Here is a 16,869-nt window from a genome sequence, read left to right on the forward strand (position 1 = left end):
AGAGCGCCTGAGCGCCAGCGCCGGCGAAAAATTGCAAGCCAGCTGTTGGGAGCTGTTGCCGCCATTCGTCCTGCGGAGGCAAGCGAAGGATTGCGTTTCATGGCATATCCAGGTGACGGTGGCGCCGTGCAATCGGCAGGAGGGTTCCGATGTTCCCCATCATGACTGCTTTTGCAAATTCGCCCGACGAAGGCGCGGGACAGGCGCGCGACATGCGCGTCCGCTGGGCGTTCGAGGAGGTCGGCCAGCCCTATGACGTCAGGCTGGTCTCGTTCCCGCAGATGAAGCAGTCGGCGCATCTGAGGCTCAACCCCTTCGGCCAGATCCCGACCCTCGAAGATGGCGGCCTCGTCCTGTTCGAGTCGGGTGCCATCGTGCTTGAGATCGCCGAGCGGCATGCCGGCCTTCTGCCCGGCGATGTCAACGGCCGGGCGCGGGCCGTCATGTGGATGTTTGCGGCGCTGAACACGGTCGAGCCGCCGATCGTCGAATACGACCAGGCCGACCTTGTCGAGCGCGACAAGCCCTGGTTCGGCCAGCGCCTGCCGATGCTGCAGGACCGCATCCGTGTCCGCCTCGGCCAGCTGTCCGCGGCCCTTGGCGAGGCCGACTGGCTCTACGGCGCGTTCAGTGCCGGCGACCTGATGATGGTGATGGTGCTGCGGCGTCTCTACGGCTCGGGCCTGCTGGAGGAATTTCCTGGTGTTGCTGCCTATGTCGCCCGCGGCGAGGCGCGGCCCGCTTTCCAGCGCGCCTTCGCCGCCCAGCTCGCGGTTTTCACCGCGGCGTCGTCAGGCTGATTGTTCGGTGGGGACAGCGTTTCCGTCCCTACCGCTAAAAAGCTAGATCACGTTCAGTTCGCGGAATGGGCGGCCCTCAGCGATGCGCTGGTAGCCGAAGGCCGAGCAGTCGATCGAACGGTAGCCGCCATGGACGATGAGCTCGGCCAGCGCCTTGCCGACCGCCGGCGCCTGTTGCAGGCCGTGGCCGGAAAAACCGTTGGCGAAGATGAAGTTGTCGACCTCGGGATGCGGGCCGATGACGGCGTTCTGGTCGAGCGCGTTGTAGTCGTAGTGGCCGACCCAGGCGCGCGTCGCCTTGATCGCCTCGAAGGCCGGCACGCGGGTGGCGAGCGCGGGCCAGATCACTTCCTCGAACAGCGACCAGTCGGGGTTGAAATCCTGTGGGTCCGCCGCCTGCTCGCCGTCCTCGCTCTCGGCGCCGCCGGTGATGTACATCGAGCCCTCGGGGCGAACATAGACGCCGCTGGGATCGACCATCAGCGGCATGTCGTCGAAGCGGTCGCGCGCCTCGAACACGAAGACGTTGCGCTTGCGCGGCTCGACCGGCAGCACCAGGCCGGCCATGGCCGAAACCTTGCCGGCGTTGGGACCGGCGGCGTTGATGACCGTGCCGGCATCGATCTTTTCGCCAGTGGCGAGCGTGACCGCGGTCAGGCGGTTGCCCTGGCGCTCGATGGCTGCCACCTCGCCGGTGATCAAGTCGACGTTTTTGGTCTTCAGCGCCTTGCGGAACAGGCCGAGCATGGCATGCGCGTCAAACCAGCCTTCGCCCGTCCGGCCATAGGCGCCGGCGGTGATGCCTTCGGTCGAGATCCATTTGAAGCGCCTGGCAAGCTGGTCGGCGTCCTCAAGCACGATGTCGGCGCCCTCGGCCATCTGCGCGTCGTGGTTGGCCTTGAGGATCGGCAGGCCGTTCTCGCCGGCGAGGATCAGATAGCCGCCCTCGCGGAAGCCGATGTCGGCATCGGGGCCGAACTCCTCCTTCAGGCGCCGGAACAGACCGAGCGTGAACTGCGACAGGCGGATGTTCTCGGGAATGGAGAATTGCTGGCGGATAGAGGCGCAGGACAAAGTGGTCGCCGCGTTGGCGAATTGCGGGTCGCGCTCGATCAGCGCAATCGAGCCGGTGAAACCCTCGTCGCGCAGATAGTAGGCGATCGAGCTGCCGACGATCGCGCCGCCGATGATGACCACGTCGTAGCGTGCCATGAGATGATTCCGTCTGTTCGGATGGAAGAGAAAACCAGTTACGCCACTGCCCCGCAAGCTCTTGCAAGGGCCAGCGTTGCCGGGCAAGAAGACCAGATGTCACATTCTCTGCCCCGTCCGCGCCGTTCGGCGCTTTTTGTGCCGGCCACCAACGAGAAGGCCATCGCTAAGCTGCCCCAGCTTGCCTGCGACGCCGTCATCTTCGATCTCGAGGATGCCGTGCTGCCCGAGCACAAGGCAGCTGCCCGCGAGCGGCTGGAGCGCTTCTTTGCCGAGCGACCTGAAGGCGGGCGCGAATATGTGGTGCGGATCAATTCGCTTGCCAGTCCCTGGGGGGCTGACGATCTGGCGGCGGCCAGCGGCTGGGCAACGGACGGCGTGGTGCTACCCAAGGTGGAAACGGCGCGCGATCTGCTCGAAGCCAATGACGTGCTCGACGAGGCCGATGCGCCCGATACGCTGAAGCTCTGGGCGATGATCGAGACGCCGCGGGCACTGCTCAATCTACCTGCCATATCAGAACTCGGCCGCGATCCTTCGGCCCGGCTGTCGTGCCTGATCGCCGGCCTCAACGATCTCGCCAAGGACACCGGCGTCAAGATCACGCCCGATCGTCGTTATCTCCAGCCCTGGCTGCTGCAGATGGTGTTGTGCGCCCGGGCCGGGGGCGTCGACATGCTCGACAGCGTGTCCAACGATTTCCGCGACCTCGATGCCTTTTCCCTCGAATGCGGTGAAGCCGCCGCCATGGGCTTTTCCGGCAAGAGCATTATCCACCCGGCCCAGATCGGCCCGGCCAATGCGGCGTTCTCACCTTCGGACGAGGCGCTTGCCGAGGCGCGCGCGGTGGTCGATGCCTTCGCGCTTCCGGAGAATGCTGCGTCAGGTGTAATCTCGCTCGGCGGCAAGATGGTCGAGCGGCTGCATCTGGCCGAGGCCGAACGGCTTCTGGCGCGGGCGACACAACTCGAAGGCCTCAGGCACTGAAGAGGGAGACCGACATGAAACTCTACCGCTTCCTCACCGGCCCCGACGACGCCACCTTCTGCCACAAGGTGACCGCAGCCCTGAACAAGGGCTGGCACCTGTTCGGCTCGCCGACCTATTCCTTCGACGCCGAAACCAAGACGATGCGCTGCGGCCAGGCGGTGGCGAAGGATGTCGACGGCGTCGAATACGACCCCGGCATCAAGCTCGGCGATTTCTGAGAGCAGGGGCGGCGAGGCTTAGTCGACCGAGGCTTCCAGCCGCTCCATGTCGTCGTCCGACAGGCCGAAATGATGGCCGATCTCGTGGATCAGCACGTGGGTGACGATGTCGCCCAGGGTCTCTTCGTTCTCGGCCCAATAGTCGAGGATGGCGCGGCGGTAGAGGGTGACGCGGTTGGGGCCTTCGCCGGTCTGCGGATTCCAGCGCTCGGCAATGCCGCGTCCCTCGAACAGGCCGAGCAGGTCGAAGGGCGTCTCCAGCGACAGGTCGTCCATGATCTCGTCGGTCGGGAACTCGGCCATCTGGATGACGACATCGCCGGTCAGCTGGCGAAATTCTTGCGGCAGGTGTGCGTAGGCTTCAAGCGCCAGGAGTTCCATTTCCTCGATTGAGGGCGAAAGCTGGTCGTGCCAGGCGCGGGTCTTGTAAATGCGGGCCATTCTTTGTCCTTTTGAGGGCATATAGCCTTTCGCCGCTTCGCTTACGAGGCCTTTGCCACGCCGGGGGTAAATTAGCCGCAAAACAGCGCGTGCCTGGAGAGGAATAAATTCTCCTTGAATCGGCTTGACTCTCCGTGGTGCCTCTGGAATCTATAGGAACATAACAGGAACAATTGATGGGAAAGCAGATCGACATGGCAACCAGCGCCGTGGCGCGGGATGTCGTTTTTGCCCTGCGCCAGAAGATAGCGAAGATAGAGGGAACGCTGCCCGAGAGGCTGGCCGCGCCTTCCGACGGCCAGCCGGTCGCGGGGCTTCTGGTCCGCCGCAACGGCTTTGCCTCGGCACGCGATTTCTTCCTGCCGACCGGCGTCGATCGCCTCGACGAGGTGCTCGGCGGCGGCCTGCCCAAGGCGGCGCTGACCGAGATCCACGGAACTGAAACCCGCAATGCCGGTGCCGCCGCAGGGCTGGCGTTTTGTCTCGTCAGCCGCATGCTGAGGGAGCGGTCGCGGCCCAGAGATCTCGTCCTGTGGGTCGGCACGACCGAGGTATTCAGGGAAGCGGGATTTCCCTACGCGCCGGGCCTGGACAGGTTCTTCGGCATTCCGGCTGAAAGCCTCCTGTTCGCCGAAGCGCCGAAGCCGACCGATGTCCTCTGGATCGCCGAGGAAGCCGCCCGCATCGAGGAGATCGCGGCCATCGTCGTCGAGCTGCGCGGCAATCCTCGCATCGTCGACCTCACGGCGACGCGCCGCCTGCATCGCCGGGCTCAGGACAGCGGCCGCCCTGTCTTCCTGCTGCGTCAGTCGGCCGAACCGGAGCCGACGGCGGCACCCGTCCGGCTTGTCGTCTCGCCTGCGCCGGCGACGCTGCGGCAAACACTTCTTGGGCCGCTGGTCGGTTCGATCGGCGCGCCCACCTTCGCCGTCGAGATCGGCAAGAGCCGCACGGCTCTTCCCGGCAGCTTCATTCTGGAATGGAACCCCGATGCACACACCCTCGCCGAGAGAAGTCCAGAGAATCGTGTCGCTGTGGTTTCCCCATCTCGCGGCCGAACGCGTCCTCCGGCGCCGCCTGGGGCGGTCCTGGCGTTCAAGCCCGCAACAGGTCAAGCCGTTGGTGATCAGCCACCGCGAGAGCAACACCCAGCGCATCGCCGGCCTCGACGCGCGGGCTGAGGCTCTCCGGCTCAAACCGGGCATGGGCATCGCCGAAGCACGCGCCATGCACCCCGACATCGACGTCGTCGAGGCCGATCCCGAGGCCGACCGCAGGCTGCTCGAAGGCTTGGCCGACTGGTGCGACCGCTACACGCCGCTTGTCGCCCTCGACGGCGTCGATGGGCTGTTCCTCGACATTTCAGGCTGCGCCCACCTGTTCGGCGGCGAAAAGGCGTTGCTCAACGATCTCATGATGCGTTTCTTCCACCAGGGTTTCGACGTCCGTGCCGGCCTTGCCTCGACCCCGGGGGCTGCCTGGGCCGCCGCCCGCTTCGCCAGCGGCCAGATCCTTGCTCCCGGCAACGAGCGCAATTTCCTCATCCGCCTGCCGCTGTCGGCGCTGAGGATCGACGTCAAGACGAAGGCGAGCCTCGAAAGCGTCGGCCTGCGCACCGTTGGCGCGATCATGGACGGGCCGCGCGCGCCACTCGTCCGCCGTTTCGGTGCCGAACTCATGGAGCGCCTGGACCAGGCGCTGGGCCGGCTCGAGGAGGCGATTTCGCCGCGCTTGCCCATAGCCCCGCTTTCGGTCGAACGGCACCTCGCCGACCCGCTGTCGCTCGTTGACGACATCGAGCGGCTTATCAGCCTGCTCGCCGTCACCCTCAAGGTCGATCTCGAACGTCGGGAAGAGGGCGCGCGCGGGCTCGAACTTTTGCTGTTCAGGGTCGACGGCATGGTCAGCCGGATAACGGTCGGCGCCTCGCGCCCCATCCGTGAACCGGCGCTGGTGCGCAGGCTGTTCCATGAGCGGCTGGCGACGCTCGGCGATACCATTGATGCCGGCTTCGGCTTCGACCTCGTGCGTCTTTCCGCCTTGTCGACGGCCCGGTTCGATGCCCGCCAGGCCGATCTTGCCGGCGAAGTCGAGGATGGCGGCGAGGAACTGGCGATCTTCGCCGATCGCATCGGTGCGCGTCTTGGCGAAACCGCGGTGCTTGAGGCCGTCCCCGTCGAGAGCCATTTGCCGGAACGTGCCGCGCCCGCCCGGCCCTATGCCCGGGAGGAAGCCCGCAAAGAGATGGTCGAGCGGCCGGCCACGGGGGCACCAACAGCGACGAGACGACCAAGGCCGGCCGATCGCCCCATCCGCCTGTTCCGCCAGCCCGAACCCATCGATGTTCCGGCAACCGAGGTTCCCGACGGCCCGCCGCTCAATTTCCGCTGGCGCCGGGCGCTGCATCGCGTGGCCCGTGCCGAAGGGCCCGAGCGCATAGCACCCGAATGGTGGCGTGAGGCCGCGGATGCGCCGACGCGCGATTACTATCGCATCGAGGATGCGGAGGGCCGCCGCTACTGGCTCTATCGGCAAGGCCTCTACACTACGCAGGCGGTACCGCGCTGGTTCCTGCACGGGGTCTTCGCATGAACATGGTCGTCGCAGCCAGCTATGCCGAATTCGGCATCCAGTCGAACTTCTCGTTCCTGCGTGGGGCCTCTGCTCCGGAAGAGCTGGTGATCGCGGCCAAGTTCCTGGGACTTTCGGCCATCGGCCTTGCCGATTGCAACACGGTGGCCGGTGTTGTCCGCGCGTGGAAGATGGCGGAGACGGAAGGGTTGGCCTACCACCCGGGATGCCGGCTGGTTTTCGCTGATGGCACGCCCGATATGCTCGCCTACCCTAGAAATCGCAAGGGGTGGGGGCATCTGTGCCGCATGCTCACTGAGGCGAATGCTCGACCTGAAAGCGAAAAGGGTGCCCCGCTTCTTTATCGAGAGGATCTTTTCGAGTGGGGGGATCTGCTGTCACTTGCAGTCCTGCCCGACGTCGCCGCCGCCACGCAAGATGACGTTGCGCTTCTGCGTAGTCTCAAGGAGCGGTTCGGCGCCTCCTTGTGGCTGGCGGTTGCGCCGAATTTCGGCGGTGACGACCGCTTCAGGATCGAGCAGGCGGCGACAATGGCCGCCATGGCAGGGGTGCCGCTGATGGCGACCAATGACGCGCTCTACCATGCCCCGGGGCAACGCGCCCTGCAGGACGTCCTGACGGCGATCCGCCTCAGCGTGCCTGTCGCCGAGGCCGGTTTCGAGCTCAGGGCGAACGCCGAACGCCACCTCAAGGCGCCTGTCGACATGGCGAGGCTTTTCCGCAGCCATCCGGAGGCACTTGCCGAGACGCTGCGCTTCGCCGACAGCCTCTCTTTCTCACTGAAGGAGCTCAAATACAATTATCCAGACGAGCCGACGGAATCGGGCCTCGAACCGCAAGCCGAATTGAAAAGGCTGACCTGGGAAGGGGCGAAAAAGCGCTACCCTGACGGCGTTCCGGAGAAGGTGCAGGGCATCATCCGGCATGAGCTCGGTATCGTCGAAAAGCTCAACTACGCCCGCTATTTCCTCACCGTCTACGAGATCGTGAAATTCGCCCGTTCGGTAGGTATCCTTTGTCAGGGGCGTGGGTCGGCGGCCAATTCGGTCATCTGTTTCTGCATCGGCATCACCGATGTCGGGCCCGACATCGTCGACGTGCTCTTCGAACGCTTTATCTCGGAAGAGCGTGGCGAGCCGCCAGATATCGACGTCGACTTCGAGCACGAGCGGCGCGACGAGGTCATTGCCTTCATCTACAAAAGATACAGCGCCAAGCGCACCGCGCTCGCGGCTTCCGTCGTCACCTATCGCGGTCGTTCGGCCCTGCGCGAGGTCGCCAAGGCGATGGGTTTGTCCGACGACGTCAGGGGCGCCATGTCGGGCTCGATCTGGGGCTGGTATTCGTCCGAACTGGGCGAGAAGGAAGCGACTGCTGGTGGCCTCGACAAGGCGGATCCGGTGACGCGGCATGTCATCGACCGCGCCAACGAGATCATGGGCTTTCCCCGCCATTTGTCCCAGCATGTCGGCGGCTTTGTCATCACCCGCGATCGGCTCGACGAGATCGTGCCGATCATCAAGACGGCGATGGACGAACGCAAAATGGTCGAATGGGACAAGGACGACCTCGACGCCGTCGGCATATTGAAGGTCGATGTGCTGGCGCTCGGTATGCTGACCTGCCTGCGCAAGGCCTTCAAAATGCTTGAGGTACATTACGACGAGCGTGACCGCCATGGCCGCCCGCTCGAGCTGGCGACGTTGCCGCCGGAGGATCCCAAGGTTTATGACATGATCTGCCGGGCCGACACGCTCGGCGTCTTCCAGATCGAGAGCCGGGCGCAGATGTCGATGTTGCCGCGCCTCAGGCCGCGCGAGTTCTACGATCTCGTCATCGAGGTGGCGATCGTCCGGCCCGGTCCCATCCAGGGCGACATGGTGCACCCTTATCTCCGTCGCCGGCAGGGCAAGGAGGACGTCGACTTTCCCAAGACGGAACTTGAGGACATTCTCGGCAAGACGATGGGTGTGCCGCTGTTCCAGGAGCAGGCGATGAAGATCGCCATCGTCGCCGGCGGCTTCACGCCCGGCGAGGCCGACCAGCTCCGGCGCGCCATGGCGACCTTCAAGCGTACCGGCACGATCGGCAATTACCGCGACCGCATGATTAAAGGCATGGTCAAAAGAGGCTACGAGCGCGACTTTGCCGAGCGCTGTTTCAAGCAGATCGAGGGTTTTGGTGAGTACGGCTTTCCCGAGAGCCATGCCGCGGCCTTCGCACTACTTGTTTACGCCTCCTGCTGGTTCAAGGCCTATTATCCCGATGTGTTCTGCGCGGCGATCCTGAACGCGCAGCCGATGGGTTTCTACCGGCCAGCTCAGCTGGTGCGCGATGCACAGGATCATGGTGTCGAGATCAGACAGATCGATATCAACCACTCCGTCTGGGACTGCACCCTCGAGCGGTCGGGCTTCGACCCGAAACGCATCCAGCAACGCCACGCCGAAATGCGGGATGTCATCAGGACCAGCCACGCCGTCCGGCTCGGCTTTCGCCAGATCAAGGGGCTTTCCGACAAGAAGATGCGGGCATTCGTCGAGCGGCGCGGCAAGGGCTACGTCTCGGTGCGCGATGTCTGGCTGCGCTCAGGACTCGACGTCGGCGAGATCGAGCTGCTCGCCCAGGCCGACGCCTTCCGCTCGATCGATATCGACAGGCGCGCAGCGATGTGGGCAGTACGGGCGCTTGACGGCAGGAGTGCCGCTGAAATGCTGCCGTTGTTCGACCGCCCCGATGTCCAGCTGGTCGACAACGAGCCCGAGACACAGCTGCCGCGCATGCCGCTTGGCGAACATGTCATCCACGACTACCGCTCGCTGGGCATGTCGCTGAAAGCGCATCCGGTGGCCTTCCTCAGGCATCACCTCGACCGCGCCGGCATCACGCCCAACGCCCGGCTCGGCGACGTGCCCGATGGGCGGCGCGTCTCCGTCGCCGGGCTGGTGCTTGTCCGCCAGCGACCGGGCAAGGGCAATGCGATATTTCTTACGCTGGAGGACGAGCATTCGATTGCCAATGTCATCGTCTGGTCGCGGGTTTTCGACCGCTTCCGGTCCGTGATCATGGGGTCGAAGTTCATCCGCGTCACCGGCAAGCTGCAGAAAGAATCCGACGTCATCCATATCGTTGCCGACAAGATGGAGGATTGGACGCATTGGCTGGCGGCGATGTCGGAGGAATTGCAGGCGAGTGCTGATGCCGGAACCAGGCAGGTGCCGGAAGCACGGGCAAGTGCCGCGGACAAGGCCGCGCGTGATCCGCGCATTCTGCAAAGCTACGAAACGCTCGCCCGCAAGGCGAGCACCGTCATGCCCAAGGGCCGCAACTTTCAATAGAGGGACAGAGAGGGACAGCAGAGCACAGATGGCTGCCGAGGTTTGCTACCGCTCCGCAGGCGGGAATGGAGGCGCGGCGCGACCACTTGGCTCGGGTGCGCGTCGCGGGACAGGCAGGGTCAGGTGCTCGGATTTGTTTCCGGCTCGCCGATCTGCCGCGCTTCTGAAGGCAGCATGACAGGAATGCCGTCGCGCACTGGGTAGGCAAGGCGAGCCAGACGGGACACCAGTTCGCCGCGCTCTGCGTCCCAGACGAGCGGCCCTTTGGTCAGCGGGCAGGCGAGCAGCTCGAGCAGCTTGACGTCGATGTCGCGTTTGCCGGTTTCGCCCATCTTTGGCCTCCTGTCGTCTGACGGACCTTCTTTATCCGCTTCTGTGCGCCACCCACCGAACGGCAATTGTCCGGAGTACTTTGCCAGGCCGGGATTGCAGCGGTTGCGCGGACTATTGCCCGAGCCCATGCAGCCTGACGCCTTCTACTGAAGACTTGGCCCGAATTCGTCGTTTTCGCGCGCCAGAGTCATTTCGGTGATGGCGATCAGCGTCTCGGCGCGCGTCTTGAGGTCGGGAGCTTCGAGCAATGCCTGCTTTTCGGCCGCGCCATAGGGCGCCATCATCGACAGCGCGTTGACCAGCATGACGTTGTCGGCCCGACCGACGCTCTCCCAGTCTGCCTCGAGCTCGTTGGCCTGGAGGTAGGTGCGGAAGGCCCGCAGCAGCGCCGGCCTGTCGATCTCACCTGCCAGATTGTCCTCCGAAAGGTCGGTTGCAAATGGCGCGATCTTGCACTGGCGAAACGGAGACTTGACTGTGAGTTCCTGTACCACCCTGAAGCGGCAGACGCCCTGGAGCGAGATGAGGTAGCGGCCATCGCCGGTCTCGGCGAAAGAGGTGATGCGGCCGATGCAGCCGACCGGGCAGAGCTTTGGTTCGCCGTCGGCCCGTGTGGCGCCGTCAAGCGACGGCTGGATCATGCCGATCAGGCGTGAGCCGCCGACAACCTCGTCGACCATCTGGAGATAACGCGGCTCGAAGATGTTGAGCGGCATGCGGCCGCCCGGCAGCAGCAGCGCCGCCGGCAGCGGAAAAATCGCCAGCGTCGTCGGTAGATCGGTGTCGAGCCGGTAGTGCGCGTTCCCTGCCTGCATCTTGTCCTCGCAGATGCCACATCATCTGGGGCTGCCGCGCCAGAGCGCAAGGCTGCCCCGTGCTGTTTACGAAAACAGCAGCGACGACAGCTTGCGCCGGGTGGCGAGCGTCACATCGTCGGTCATGCCCCAGGCCTCGAACAGCTTGAGCAGTTGCGCCCTGGCGCCGTCGTCATTCCAGGTGCGGTCGGTCTTGACGATGGCCAGCAGATTGTCCGCCGCCTCGGCGCGATCGCCCCTGGCGTTCTGGATCATGGCGAGGTCGAAACGTGCCTGATGGTCCTTCGGGTCGCTCGCAATGCGACGCTCCAGCTCGGCAGAATCGCCGAGCTCGGCGGCCTGCTCGGCGAGCGCGATCCTGGTGCGCACCGAAGCGAGCGGGGCGGCATCCGCCTTGTCCTCGGGCGCACGGGCCAGCACCTCGGCAGCGCCAGCGGCATCGCCAGCCTCGAACAGGATCTCCGCCAGGGCGGCAATGGCGTCGATGGTATCAGGCGCCTGCTCGAGCACGGCGTCGTAGATCTGGACGGCCGTCTGCAGGTCGCCGGCGGCGCGGGCTTCGGCGGCGGCAGTCATGGCCTCCTCGATCTGGGGGGCTGCGCCACCTTTTCCTGCGACGCGATCGATGAAGTCGCGAATCTGCGTTTCGGGTACCGCGCCCATGAAGCCGTCGACCGGCTGGCCGTTCTTGAAGGCGATGACCGCCGGGATCGACTGGATGCCGAGCTGACCGGCAATGGCGGGGTGATCGTCGATGTTCATCTTGACGAGCTTGACGCGGCCGCTGGCGGCCTGGACGACGCGCTCGATGACCGGAGTCAGCTGCTTGCACGGTCCGCACCAGGGCGCCCAGAAATCGACGAGCACCGGCTGGTTGCGCGATTCCTGGATGACGTCGGCGGCGAAGGCGGCAGTGGTGGTGTCCTTGATGAGGTTGGCTGCCGGCTGGGCCGCAACGTCGCCTGCGCCAAACTGCACATTGGTGGCGTAGTTGCCGCTCAGGCCGCCGAAGGGATTGTTCTCGTTGCTCATCTTCACTCTTTCGATGTGTTGCCGGCCGGCGTTCGGAGGGGCTGTTCAGCCACCATGTGGCGATCAGGCCGAGACTTTCAAGATAACAGGATCGTGGCCCGTTGCCTCGACGAAACGCAACAGTTCGTCGCGACCTATCGAGGTCGTTGCCTCATTGGTCAGCGGATGGGCGTTGATGGTGGCGTTTTCCATCAACGGCGCGTCGAGCACGACCTTCACCTTACCTGCCGTATCGTTGATGAGGCCAAACACGGTGACGGCTCCCGGGATGACGCCGAGCAGTTCCATCAGCGCCTCGGGCTTGCCGAAGGAAACACGGCTTGCGGCGCCGATCAGCTGGTGGATCTGCTTGAGGTCGACATTGGCGTCTTCGTCGACGGTCACCAGGAAGAAATTGTCCTTCTTGTCCTTGAGGAACAGGTTCTTGGTGTGGCCGCCTGGGATCGCGCCGCGCAGGGCCTGCGAATCGGCGACGGTAAACAGCGGCGGGTGGTCATGGGTGGTGACGGAAATGCCGAGTTCCGCCAGATAGGCGAGCAGTTCGGCACGGGTCTTGGGGGCTGTCGTGGCGGTCATCGGGTTTTCCGGGAATTGCCGTTGCGCGAGGTTTATGGGCAAAGCCGGCTTTCGACACAAGCCCGGCTTTGCCAATCGGGGAAGCTTCCCGAGGGGAAATATGGGTTTGCGGGGGCTCTCGAAAAAAGTTCAAAAAAGAGCGGTTTTTCCCTGTTGCATTCGCCGCGGTCTTCGGCCATATAGCAGCCGTTGCGGCGACGAGCCGCGGCGAGCGGGTGTAGCTCAGGGGTAGAGCACAACCTTGCCAAGGTTGGGGTCGAGCGTTCGAATCGCTTCACCCGCTCCAAATATCCCACGAAAAAGGCCGCGGTTTACCGCGGCCTTCGTCGTTTCTGGGCATGCGAAAACGCAACCAGAAACAGGGCCGTCGCGGCCAGGGTTACCAGCGGGTCACATCGGCGTAGTATGGCACCCTCACAATTCTCGGGCTAGCCAAACCAGGCAGGCTAATTTACTGCCATGTTCCGAGAGGTTGTATGCTCGTGGCCCATGCTTCGTCCCTCTGCACCAATGTAAGGTAGAGGTTCCCATACTACATGGATGACGTGCTTCCTCCCACTTGGACGCTGGTTCCGCTATCCCAGGCGGTTGTCGTTTCCAAAGGACGCCGCCCGTTCGAGCTAGGTCCGCGTAGTGCGGAGCGGACGATTCCTTACATAACGATTTCGGCATTTGAGACTGGCGAAGCCACGGACTACGCACCTGAACAGGGCCTGCCCGAGATAACATCGGCGGATACATTGCTCGTATGGGATGGTGCCAGAGCGGGCCTCGTGGGGCGCAGCGAACACGGTTATGCCGGCTCTACCATAGCGCGTTTGACTCCTGTACTCGTTGATCCTGAGTATCTTTACCGCTTCATGCAAGCGAGTTTCGGAGAACTCAATTCCCGAACCAAGGGCGCTGGGATTCCTCATATAGATCCTGAGGTGCTGAACGCACTGAGCTTTCCGCTTGCGCCTTTGGAGGAGCAGCGTGCCGTGGCGCTGCGACTGGACGAGCTCTTAAATGGTCTTGATAGAGCTCAAACCGAGGTAGACGGTGCTCGCCGAAGCGCCGCAATGGCTTGGACCTCGGCACTTGTTTCGGCGATGCGCGGAGAATTGACAGCCGGCCTGCGCAGAGATCGGAACGATCAGCACCAAACGTTGCATAGCGGGCATGCCCTTCTCGAACAGATAAAGCGTGTACGTGCAGAGAAGATGGGTGACACGGAGGAAGGAGACGAGGACGCCGCCCCCCTGCCGTCCAGTCTACCGAGTGAATGGACCTGGAGCACACTCGGTGAATGTTTCGATATTATGGTAGGCGCGACACCTAGTCGAAGGCGCCCCGATTTCTGGAATGGTTCCATTCCTTGGGTGAGTTCAGGGGAGGTACGGTTCAATCGTATCCGCGCGACCCGAGAGTTGATCTCTGAAATCGGGCTTCGGCATAGCAGTACCCAGCTTAACCCTCCGGGATCGATCCTACTCGGCATGATAGGCGAAGGGAAGACGCGCGGCCAGGTTGCAATCCTGGATATTGCAGCTGCTAACAACCAGAACTGCGCTGCTATCCATGTCTCGAAGACCGAAATACCTCCGGAGTTCGTCTTCTACTGGCTGTGGTCGCGGTACCAGCAGACTCGGGTTGTGAGCGTAGGGAACAACCAACCCGCATTGAACCGCACGATAATCTCACGGATGCCAATACCTATTCCGCCACTCTGGGAGATGCATGCGATCGTCGATGCGCTAGATATTGCGCGCGTGCAGTCAGAGCAGTTTGAGCGAGCTGCGACGGAAACGCTCCAGCGGACCAAGGTCCAACGTCAAAGTATACTTGCTGCTGCCTTCTCGGGCAAACTAACTCCGCGTATAGAGGGCGTGGAAGGAGGGGACGCGCTTATCAACCACATGCATGCCGCCAGGTTAAACATTCGAGAGGCAAACACGAGGCGCGTTGCAGTCACGCGAAGGAGTAAGAAGAAGGTGAACCAGACTCTTGAGGCTGTGTTGAAAGATGCTGGCGGCTGGATACTTGCGCAAGAGGCGTTCCGCCGTTGTGGGGTGGCAGATGAAGTATTGACGGATTACGTTGAGACACTCTACCGCGAGCTAAGCCGGCTCGAGCGGTCGGGTGCGATTGCGGTGCAAGCTGTATACGACGACGCAGGGCGCAAAATCGAGGATCGGATTCGGCTGGTGGAGAAGTCGAATGCGGCTTGACCAGCTCCGGATCGGGAGCGCGAAGGACAGCCCCACACACCGCTTCAAAAATCTCAAAGATGTTTCCATCGACTTCGATGAAAGACACTGGGTAACTGTCCTTATCGGATGGAACGGTACCGGCAAGTCTAATGTACTTGAGGCGCTGGCAATCATTTTCCGAGATCTAATTACGGGTATGCGTCGCCCGGCGTTCGCATACCGGCTCGTCTATCGGATGGGAGTAGGGGATAATCTTAGGCACATCGTCATAGACGCGGATCCGGATAGAGCTCGACAGCCGCTAGCTGCATGGATAGCTACCCCCGAGGAATTCAATGCGCGTGACAAAGCGCTTGACCTGCTCGTGCCAGAACTCGACAGCTTTCCCGGCAGCCGGGTATCGCTCAAACAGTTCCTCGCGCCCAATAACGCGGACCTACCCAGATACGTCTTCAGCTATTACTCCGGGGAGAGCACCCGGATGCGTGAAATTTTCCAGCCATATCTAGATCGCTATGACAGTCGCCTCCGTAAGGGAGAAGATCCAGGGCTCAAACGTCTGTTTTACGCAATGCCAGTACACAGCCAGTTCGTGCTACTTGCGTTCCTGATACAATCATCCCCACTAGTGAGCGATTTCCTGGACAAGCACCTCGGCATCGATGCCGAAGACGGTATCGATTCGGTGCTTTTTGTCCTTCGCGAGCCGCCTTGGGGCTCTGCGGACGGGGATCCGCGTGTCTGGAACGCACGAGGTGTCGTACAAGATTTTCTGAGCCGTCTCTATGACATCGCGCTTGCTCCAATTGAGGTTCGTCGAACCGTCCGCGTCTCGCCCTGGAATGAGAGGAAGCTCGAGTTCAAGTACCTCTTCGTGAAAGACATCGTCTCCCTCCGCAATCTTGTTGGGGATCGATCGCCTGCGCGATTTTTCCGAGATCTAGAGAGCACCTATGTCTCCGAACTCATAGATGAGGTGCGGATTCGCGTGCGGCTCAAAAAGAACGACGGCGAGGTCACATTTCGCGAGCTAAGTGAGGGCGAGCAGCAGTTGCTAACGGTGCTCGGGCTGCTGCTATTTACAGCAGAGGATGAGAGCCTCTTTCTGTTGGACGAGCCTGACACACATCTGAATCCGCGTTGGAGCGTCGATTATATCGACTACCTTAGAAGTTTCGTGGAGGAGAGTGCCACGGGGGACGACACAAGCCACGTACTGCTTACCACTCACAATCCTCTCTCGATCGCCGAACTCGAACGCGAGCAGGTACAGATTCTCGCGCTTCGTCAACGAGGCGAGCGCCAAGTGTTCGTATGTCACCCAGAAATGAACCCGAAGGGCATGGGCTATGCCGCCATTGTTACAAGCGACATGTTCGGTATTGCGTCCACCCTGGACCAGCCGACGCAACTGATCCTCGAGAAGCAGCGCGCGCTCGCGGGCAAGGACAAGTTGAAACCGGATGAGCAACTGGAGTTGGACCAGTTGAACGACGAACTGGAACGACTCGGATTCCGCCTCTTCCATCCTGACGACGAGTTCTCGCGTTATCTACGACGGCGAAATGAGGCACTTCGCAAGCGATTCCAGACAGATGATCCGGAAACCATTGCTCGAAATGCTGTAGCGATGTCGAGAGAGGAGCGGGAGACATTTGCCCAGGAACTCATAGACGAGATTCTCTTCGAAGAAGAGGTGGAGGAGGGATGAGGCACGTCGACATCGAGGAGCTGAAGCTCCCGAAGGGATGGAAGGCGCGCGCTGAAGCTGCGGCCAAGGCCGTTGACGCTGGAGGGGATCCAGAGGACTATGCAAATGTATGGCGGGTCCTGAAGGACCGGCTGGCAGATTTGTTACCGGAGAAAAAGTGCTGGTACTGCGAGGTTGCTGTTGATCGGGCAGACAACGCAGTTGATCATTATCGCCCTAAGGGGCGCGTCTCGGACGCCGCGAAGGAGCACAAGGGCTATCGCTGGCTGGCCTTCGAACCCAGCAACTTCCGCTACTCGTGTACGTGGTGTAATAGCCGACGCAAGGGTGTTGACACGGCTGGCGGTAAAGGCGACCGCTTTCCTCTCGTCTACGAACCGGATAGAAGATATAGTAAGACGGATGTTGGTCCGGAACGACCAGCTTTGCTCGATCCTTGTGATCTGGACGATTGGAAGTTGCTCGGATGTCGTCAGGAAAGCGGCGAGTCCTGTCCCGCTAGCACAAACAAAGTTGACATCGATAGAGCAGAGCAATCGATCAAAATTACCATCTCGACTACGGACCGACTGTGAATCGGCGGCACACCACTGTAGTAAATCTCATCAGTCAAGTAGAA

Annotated in this window: 15 protein-coding genes and 1 tRNA gene; 10 read left to right on the forward strand and 6 right to left on the reverse strand. The window is 62.4% G+C overall.

Annotated features, from left to right (window positions below; translation table 11 throughout):
• The first annotated feature begins 149 nt into the window (after positions 1 to 149).
• Complete coding sequence (locus NDO48_RS07150) at positions 150 to 800, forward strand: glutathione S-transferase family protein (protein ID WP_267321202.1); 651 nt, start codon at positions 150 to 152, stop codon at positions 798 to 800.
• A gap of 42 nt (positions 801 to 842) precedes the next feature.
• On the opposite strand, the gene NDO48_RS07155 is transcribed toward NDO48_RS07150, so the two are convergent.
• On the reverse strand, positions 843 to 2,012 hold the full coding sequence (locus NDO48_RS07155) for an NAD(P)/FAD-dependent oxidoreductase (RefSeq protein ID WP_018430426.1): 1,170 nt from the start codon (positions 2,010 to 2,012) through the stop codon (positions 843 to 845).
• Positions 2,013 to 2,108: 96 nt separating this feature from the next.
• Here NDO48_RS07155 and NDO48_RS07160 point away from each other — a divergent pair, with 96 nt between their 5' ends.
• Both NDO48_RS07160 and NDO48_RS07165 read left to right on the forward strand, forming a co-directional pair.
• The gene (locus NDO48_RS07160) at positions 2,109 to 2,999 is read left to right on the forward strand and encodes an HpcH/HpaI aldolase/citrate lyase family protein (RefSeq protein WP_267321203.1); all 891 of its coding nucleotides are present in this window, start codon (positions 2,109 to 2,111) and stop codon (positions 2,997 to 2,999) included.
• 14 nt (positions 3,000 to 3,013) lie between these two features.
• The gene (locus NDO48_RS07165; protein ID WP_267321204.1) at positions 3,014 to 3,220 is read left to right on the forward strand and encodes a DUF1737 domain-containing protein; all 207 of its coding nucleotides are present in this window, start codon (positions 3,014 to 3,016) and stop codon (positions 3,218 to 3,220) included.
• Between the two features lie 18 nt (positions 3,221 to 3,238).
• Here the strand turns inward: NDO48_RS07165 and NDO48_RS07170 are convergent, their stop codons facing one another.
• A complete protein-coding gene (locus NDO48_RS07170) occupies positions 3,239 to 3,661 on the reverse strand; it encodes a metallopeptidase family protein (RefSeq protein ID WP_018430423.1) in 423 nt (140 codons plus the stop codon).
• A 194-nt stretch (positions 3,662 to 3,855) separates the two neighbouring features.
• Between NDO48_RS07170 and NDO48_RS07175 the strand changes: the two genes are divergently transcribed.
• The 3 genes from NDO48_RS07175 to NDO48_RS07185 are packed head-to-tail and all read left to right on the forward strand — an operon-like array spanning position 3,856 to position 9,591.
• Positions 3,856 to 4,842 (forward strand): ImuA family protein, encoded by a 987-nt coding sequence (locus NDO48_RS07175; RefSeq protein WP_267321328.1) that lies wholly within the window; start codon positions 3,856 to 3,858, stop codon positions 4,840 to 4,842.
• Positions 4,784 to 6,253, forward strand: a complete 1,470-nt coding sequence (locus NDO48_RS07180) for a Y-family DNA polymerase (RefSeq protein WP_267321329.1) — start codon at positions 4,784 to 4,786, stop codon at positions 6,251 to 6,253. Before NDO48_RS07175 ends, NDO48_RS07180 begins: the two co-directional genes overlap by 59 nt.
• Positions 6,250 to 9,591 carry an error-prone DNA polymerase gene (locus NDO48_RS07185; RefSeq protein ID WP_267321205.1) on the forward strand — a complete coding sequence of 1,114 codons (3,342 nt, stop codon included), beginning with the start codon at positions 6,250 to 6,252 and terminating at the stop codon, positions 9,589 to 9,591. The genes NDO48_RS07180 and NDO48_RS07185 overlap by 4 nt, the downstream gene beginning before the upstream one ends.
• A gap of 119 nt (positions 9,592 to 9,710) precedes the next feature.
• On the opposite strand, the gene NDO48_RS07190 is transcribed toward NDO48_RS07185, so the two are convergent.
• The 4 genes from NDO48_RS07190 to NDO48_RS07205 all read right to left on the reverse strand — a co-directional run bounded on the left by NDO48_RS07190 (position 9,711) and on the right by NDO48_RS07205 (position 12,347).
• Positions 9,711 to 9,923 (reverse strand): Trm112 family protein, encoded by a 213-nt coding sequence (locus NDO48_RS07190; RefSeq protein WP_267321206.1) that lies wholly within the window; start codon positions 9,921 to 9,923, stop codon positions 9,711 to 9,713.
• Positions 9,924 to 10,067: 144 nt separating this feature from the next.
• Positions 10,068 to 10,739, reverse strand: a complete 672-nt coding sequence (locus NDO48_RS07195) for an LON peptidase substrate-binding domain-containing protein (RefSeq protein ID WP_267321207.1) — start codon at positions 10,737 to 10,739, stop codon at positions 10,068 to 10,070.
• A gap of 66 nt (positions 10,740 to 10,805) precedes the next feature.
• Positions 10,806 to 11,771: a thioredoxin gene (gene trxA / locus NDO48_RS07200; protein ID WP_018430417.1), complete on the reverse strand. Its 966-nt coding sequence runs from the start codon at positions 11,769 to 11,771 to the stop codon at positions 10,806 to 10,808.
• A 63-nt stretch (positions 11,772 to 11,834) separates the two neighbouring features.
• Positions 11,835 to 12,347: a prolyl-tRNA synthetase associated domain-containing protein gene (locus tag NDO48_RS07205; RefSeq protein ID WP_267321208.1), complete on the reverse strand. Its 513-nt coding sequence runs from the start codon at positions 12,345 to 12,347 to the stop codon at positions 11,835 to 11,837.
• Between the two features lie 211 nt (positions 12,348 to 12,558).
• Between NDO48_RS07205 and NDO48_RS07210 the strand changes: the two genes are divergently transcribed.
• The 4 genes from NDO48_RS07210 (at position 12,559) to NDO48_RS07225 (ending at position 16,825) form a co-directional block, all read left to right on the forward strand.
• Positions 12,559 to 12,633, forward strand: a tRNA-Gly gene (locus tag NDO48_RS07210).
• Between the two features lie 250 nt (positions 12,634 to 12,883).
• Positions 12,884 to 14,557, forward strand: a complete 1,674-nt coding sequence (locus NDO48_RS07215) for a restriction endonuclease subunit S (protein ID WP_267321209.1) — start codon at positions 12,884 to 12,886, stop codon at positions 14,555 to 14,557.
• A complete protein-coding gene (locus NDO48_RS07220; protein WP_267321210.1) occupies positions 14,547 to 16,250 on the forward strand; it encodes an AAA family ATPase in 1,704 nt (567 codons plus the stop codon). The genes NDO48_RS07215 and NDO48_RS07220 overlap by 11 nt, the downstream gene beginning before the upstream one ends.
• Positions 16,247 to 16,825, forward strand: coding sequence for a hypothetical protein (locus tag NDO48_RS07225; RefSeq protein WP_267321211.1), 579 nt, complete (start codon positions 16,247 to 16,249; stop codon positions 16,823 to 16,825). The genes NDO48_RS07220 and NDO48_RS07225 overlap by 4 nt, the downstream gene beginning before the upstream one ends.
• The last annotated feature ends 44 nt before the right edge of the window (positions 16,826 to 16,869 follow it).

The organism is Aminobacter sp. MET-1, assembly GCF_026521175.1.
GTDB lineage: Bacteria > Pseudomonadota > Alphaproteobacteria > Rhizobiales > Rhizobiaceae > Aminobacter.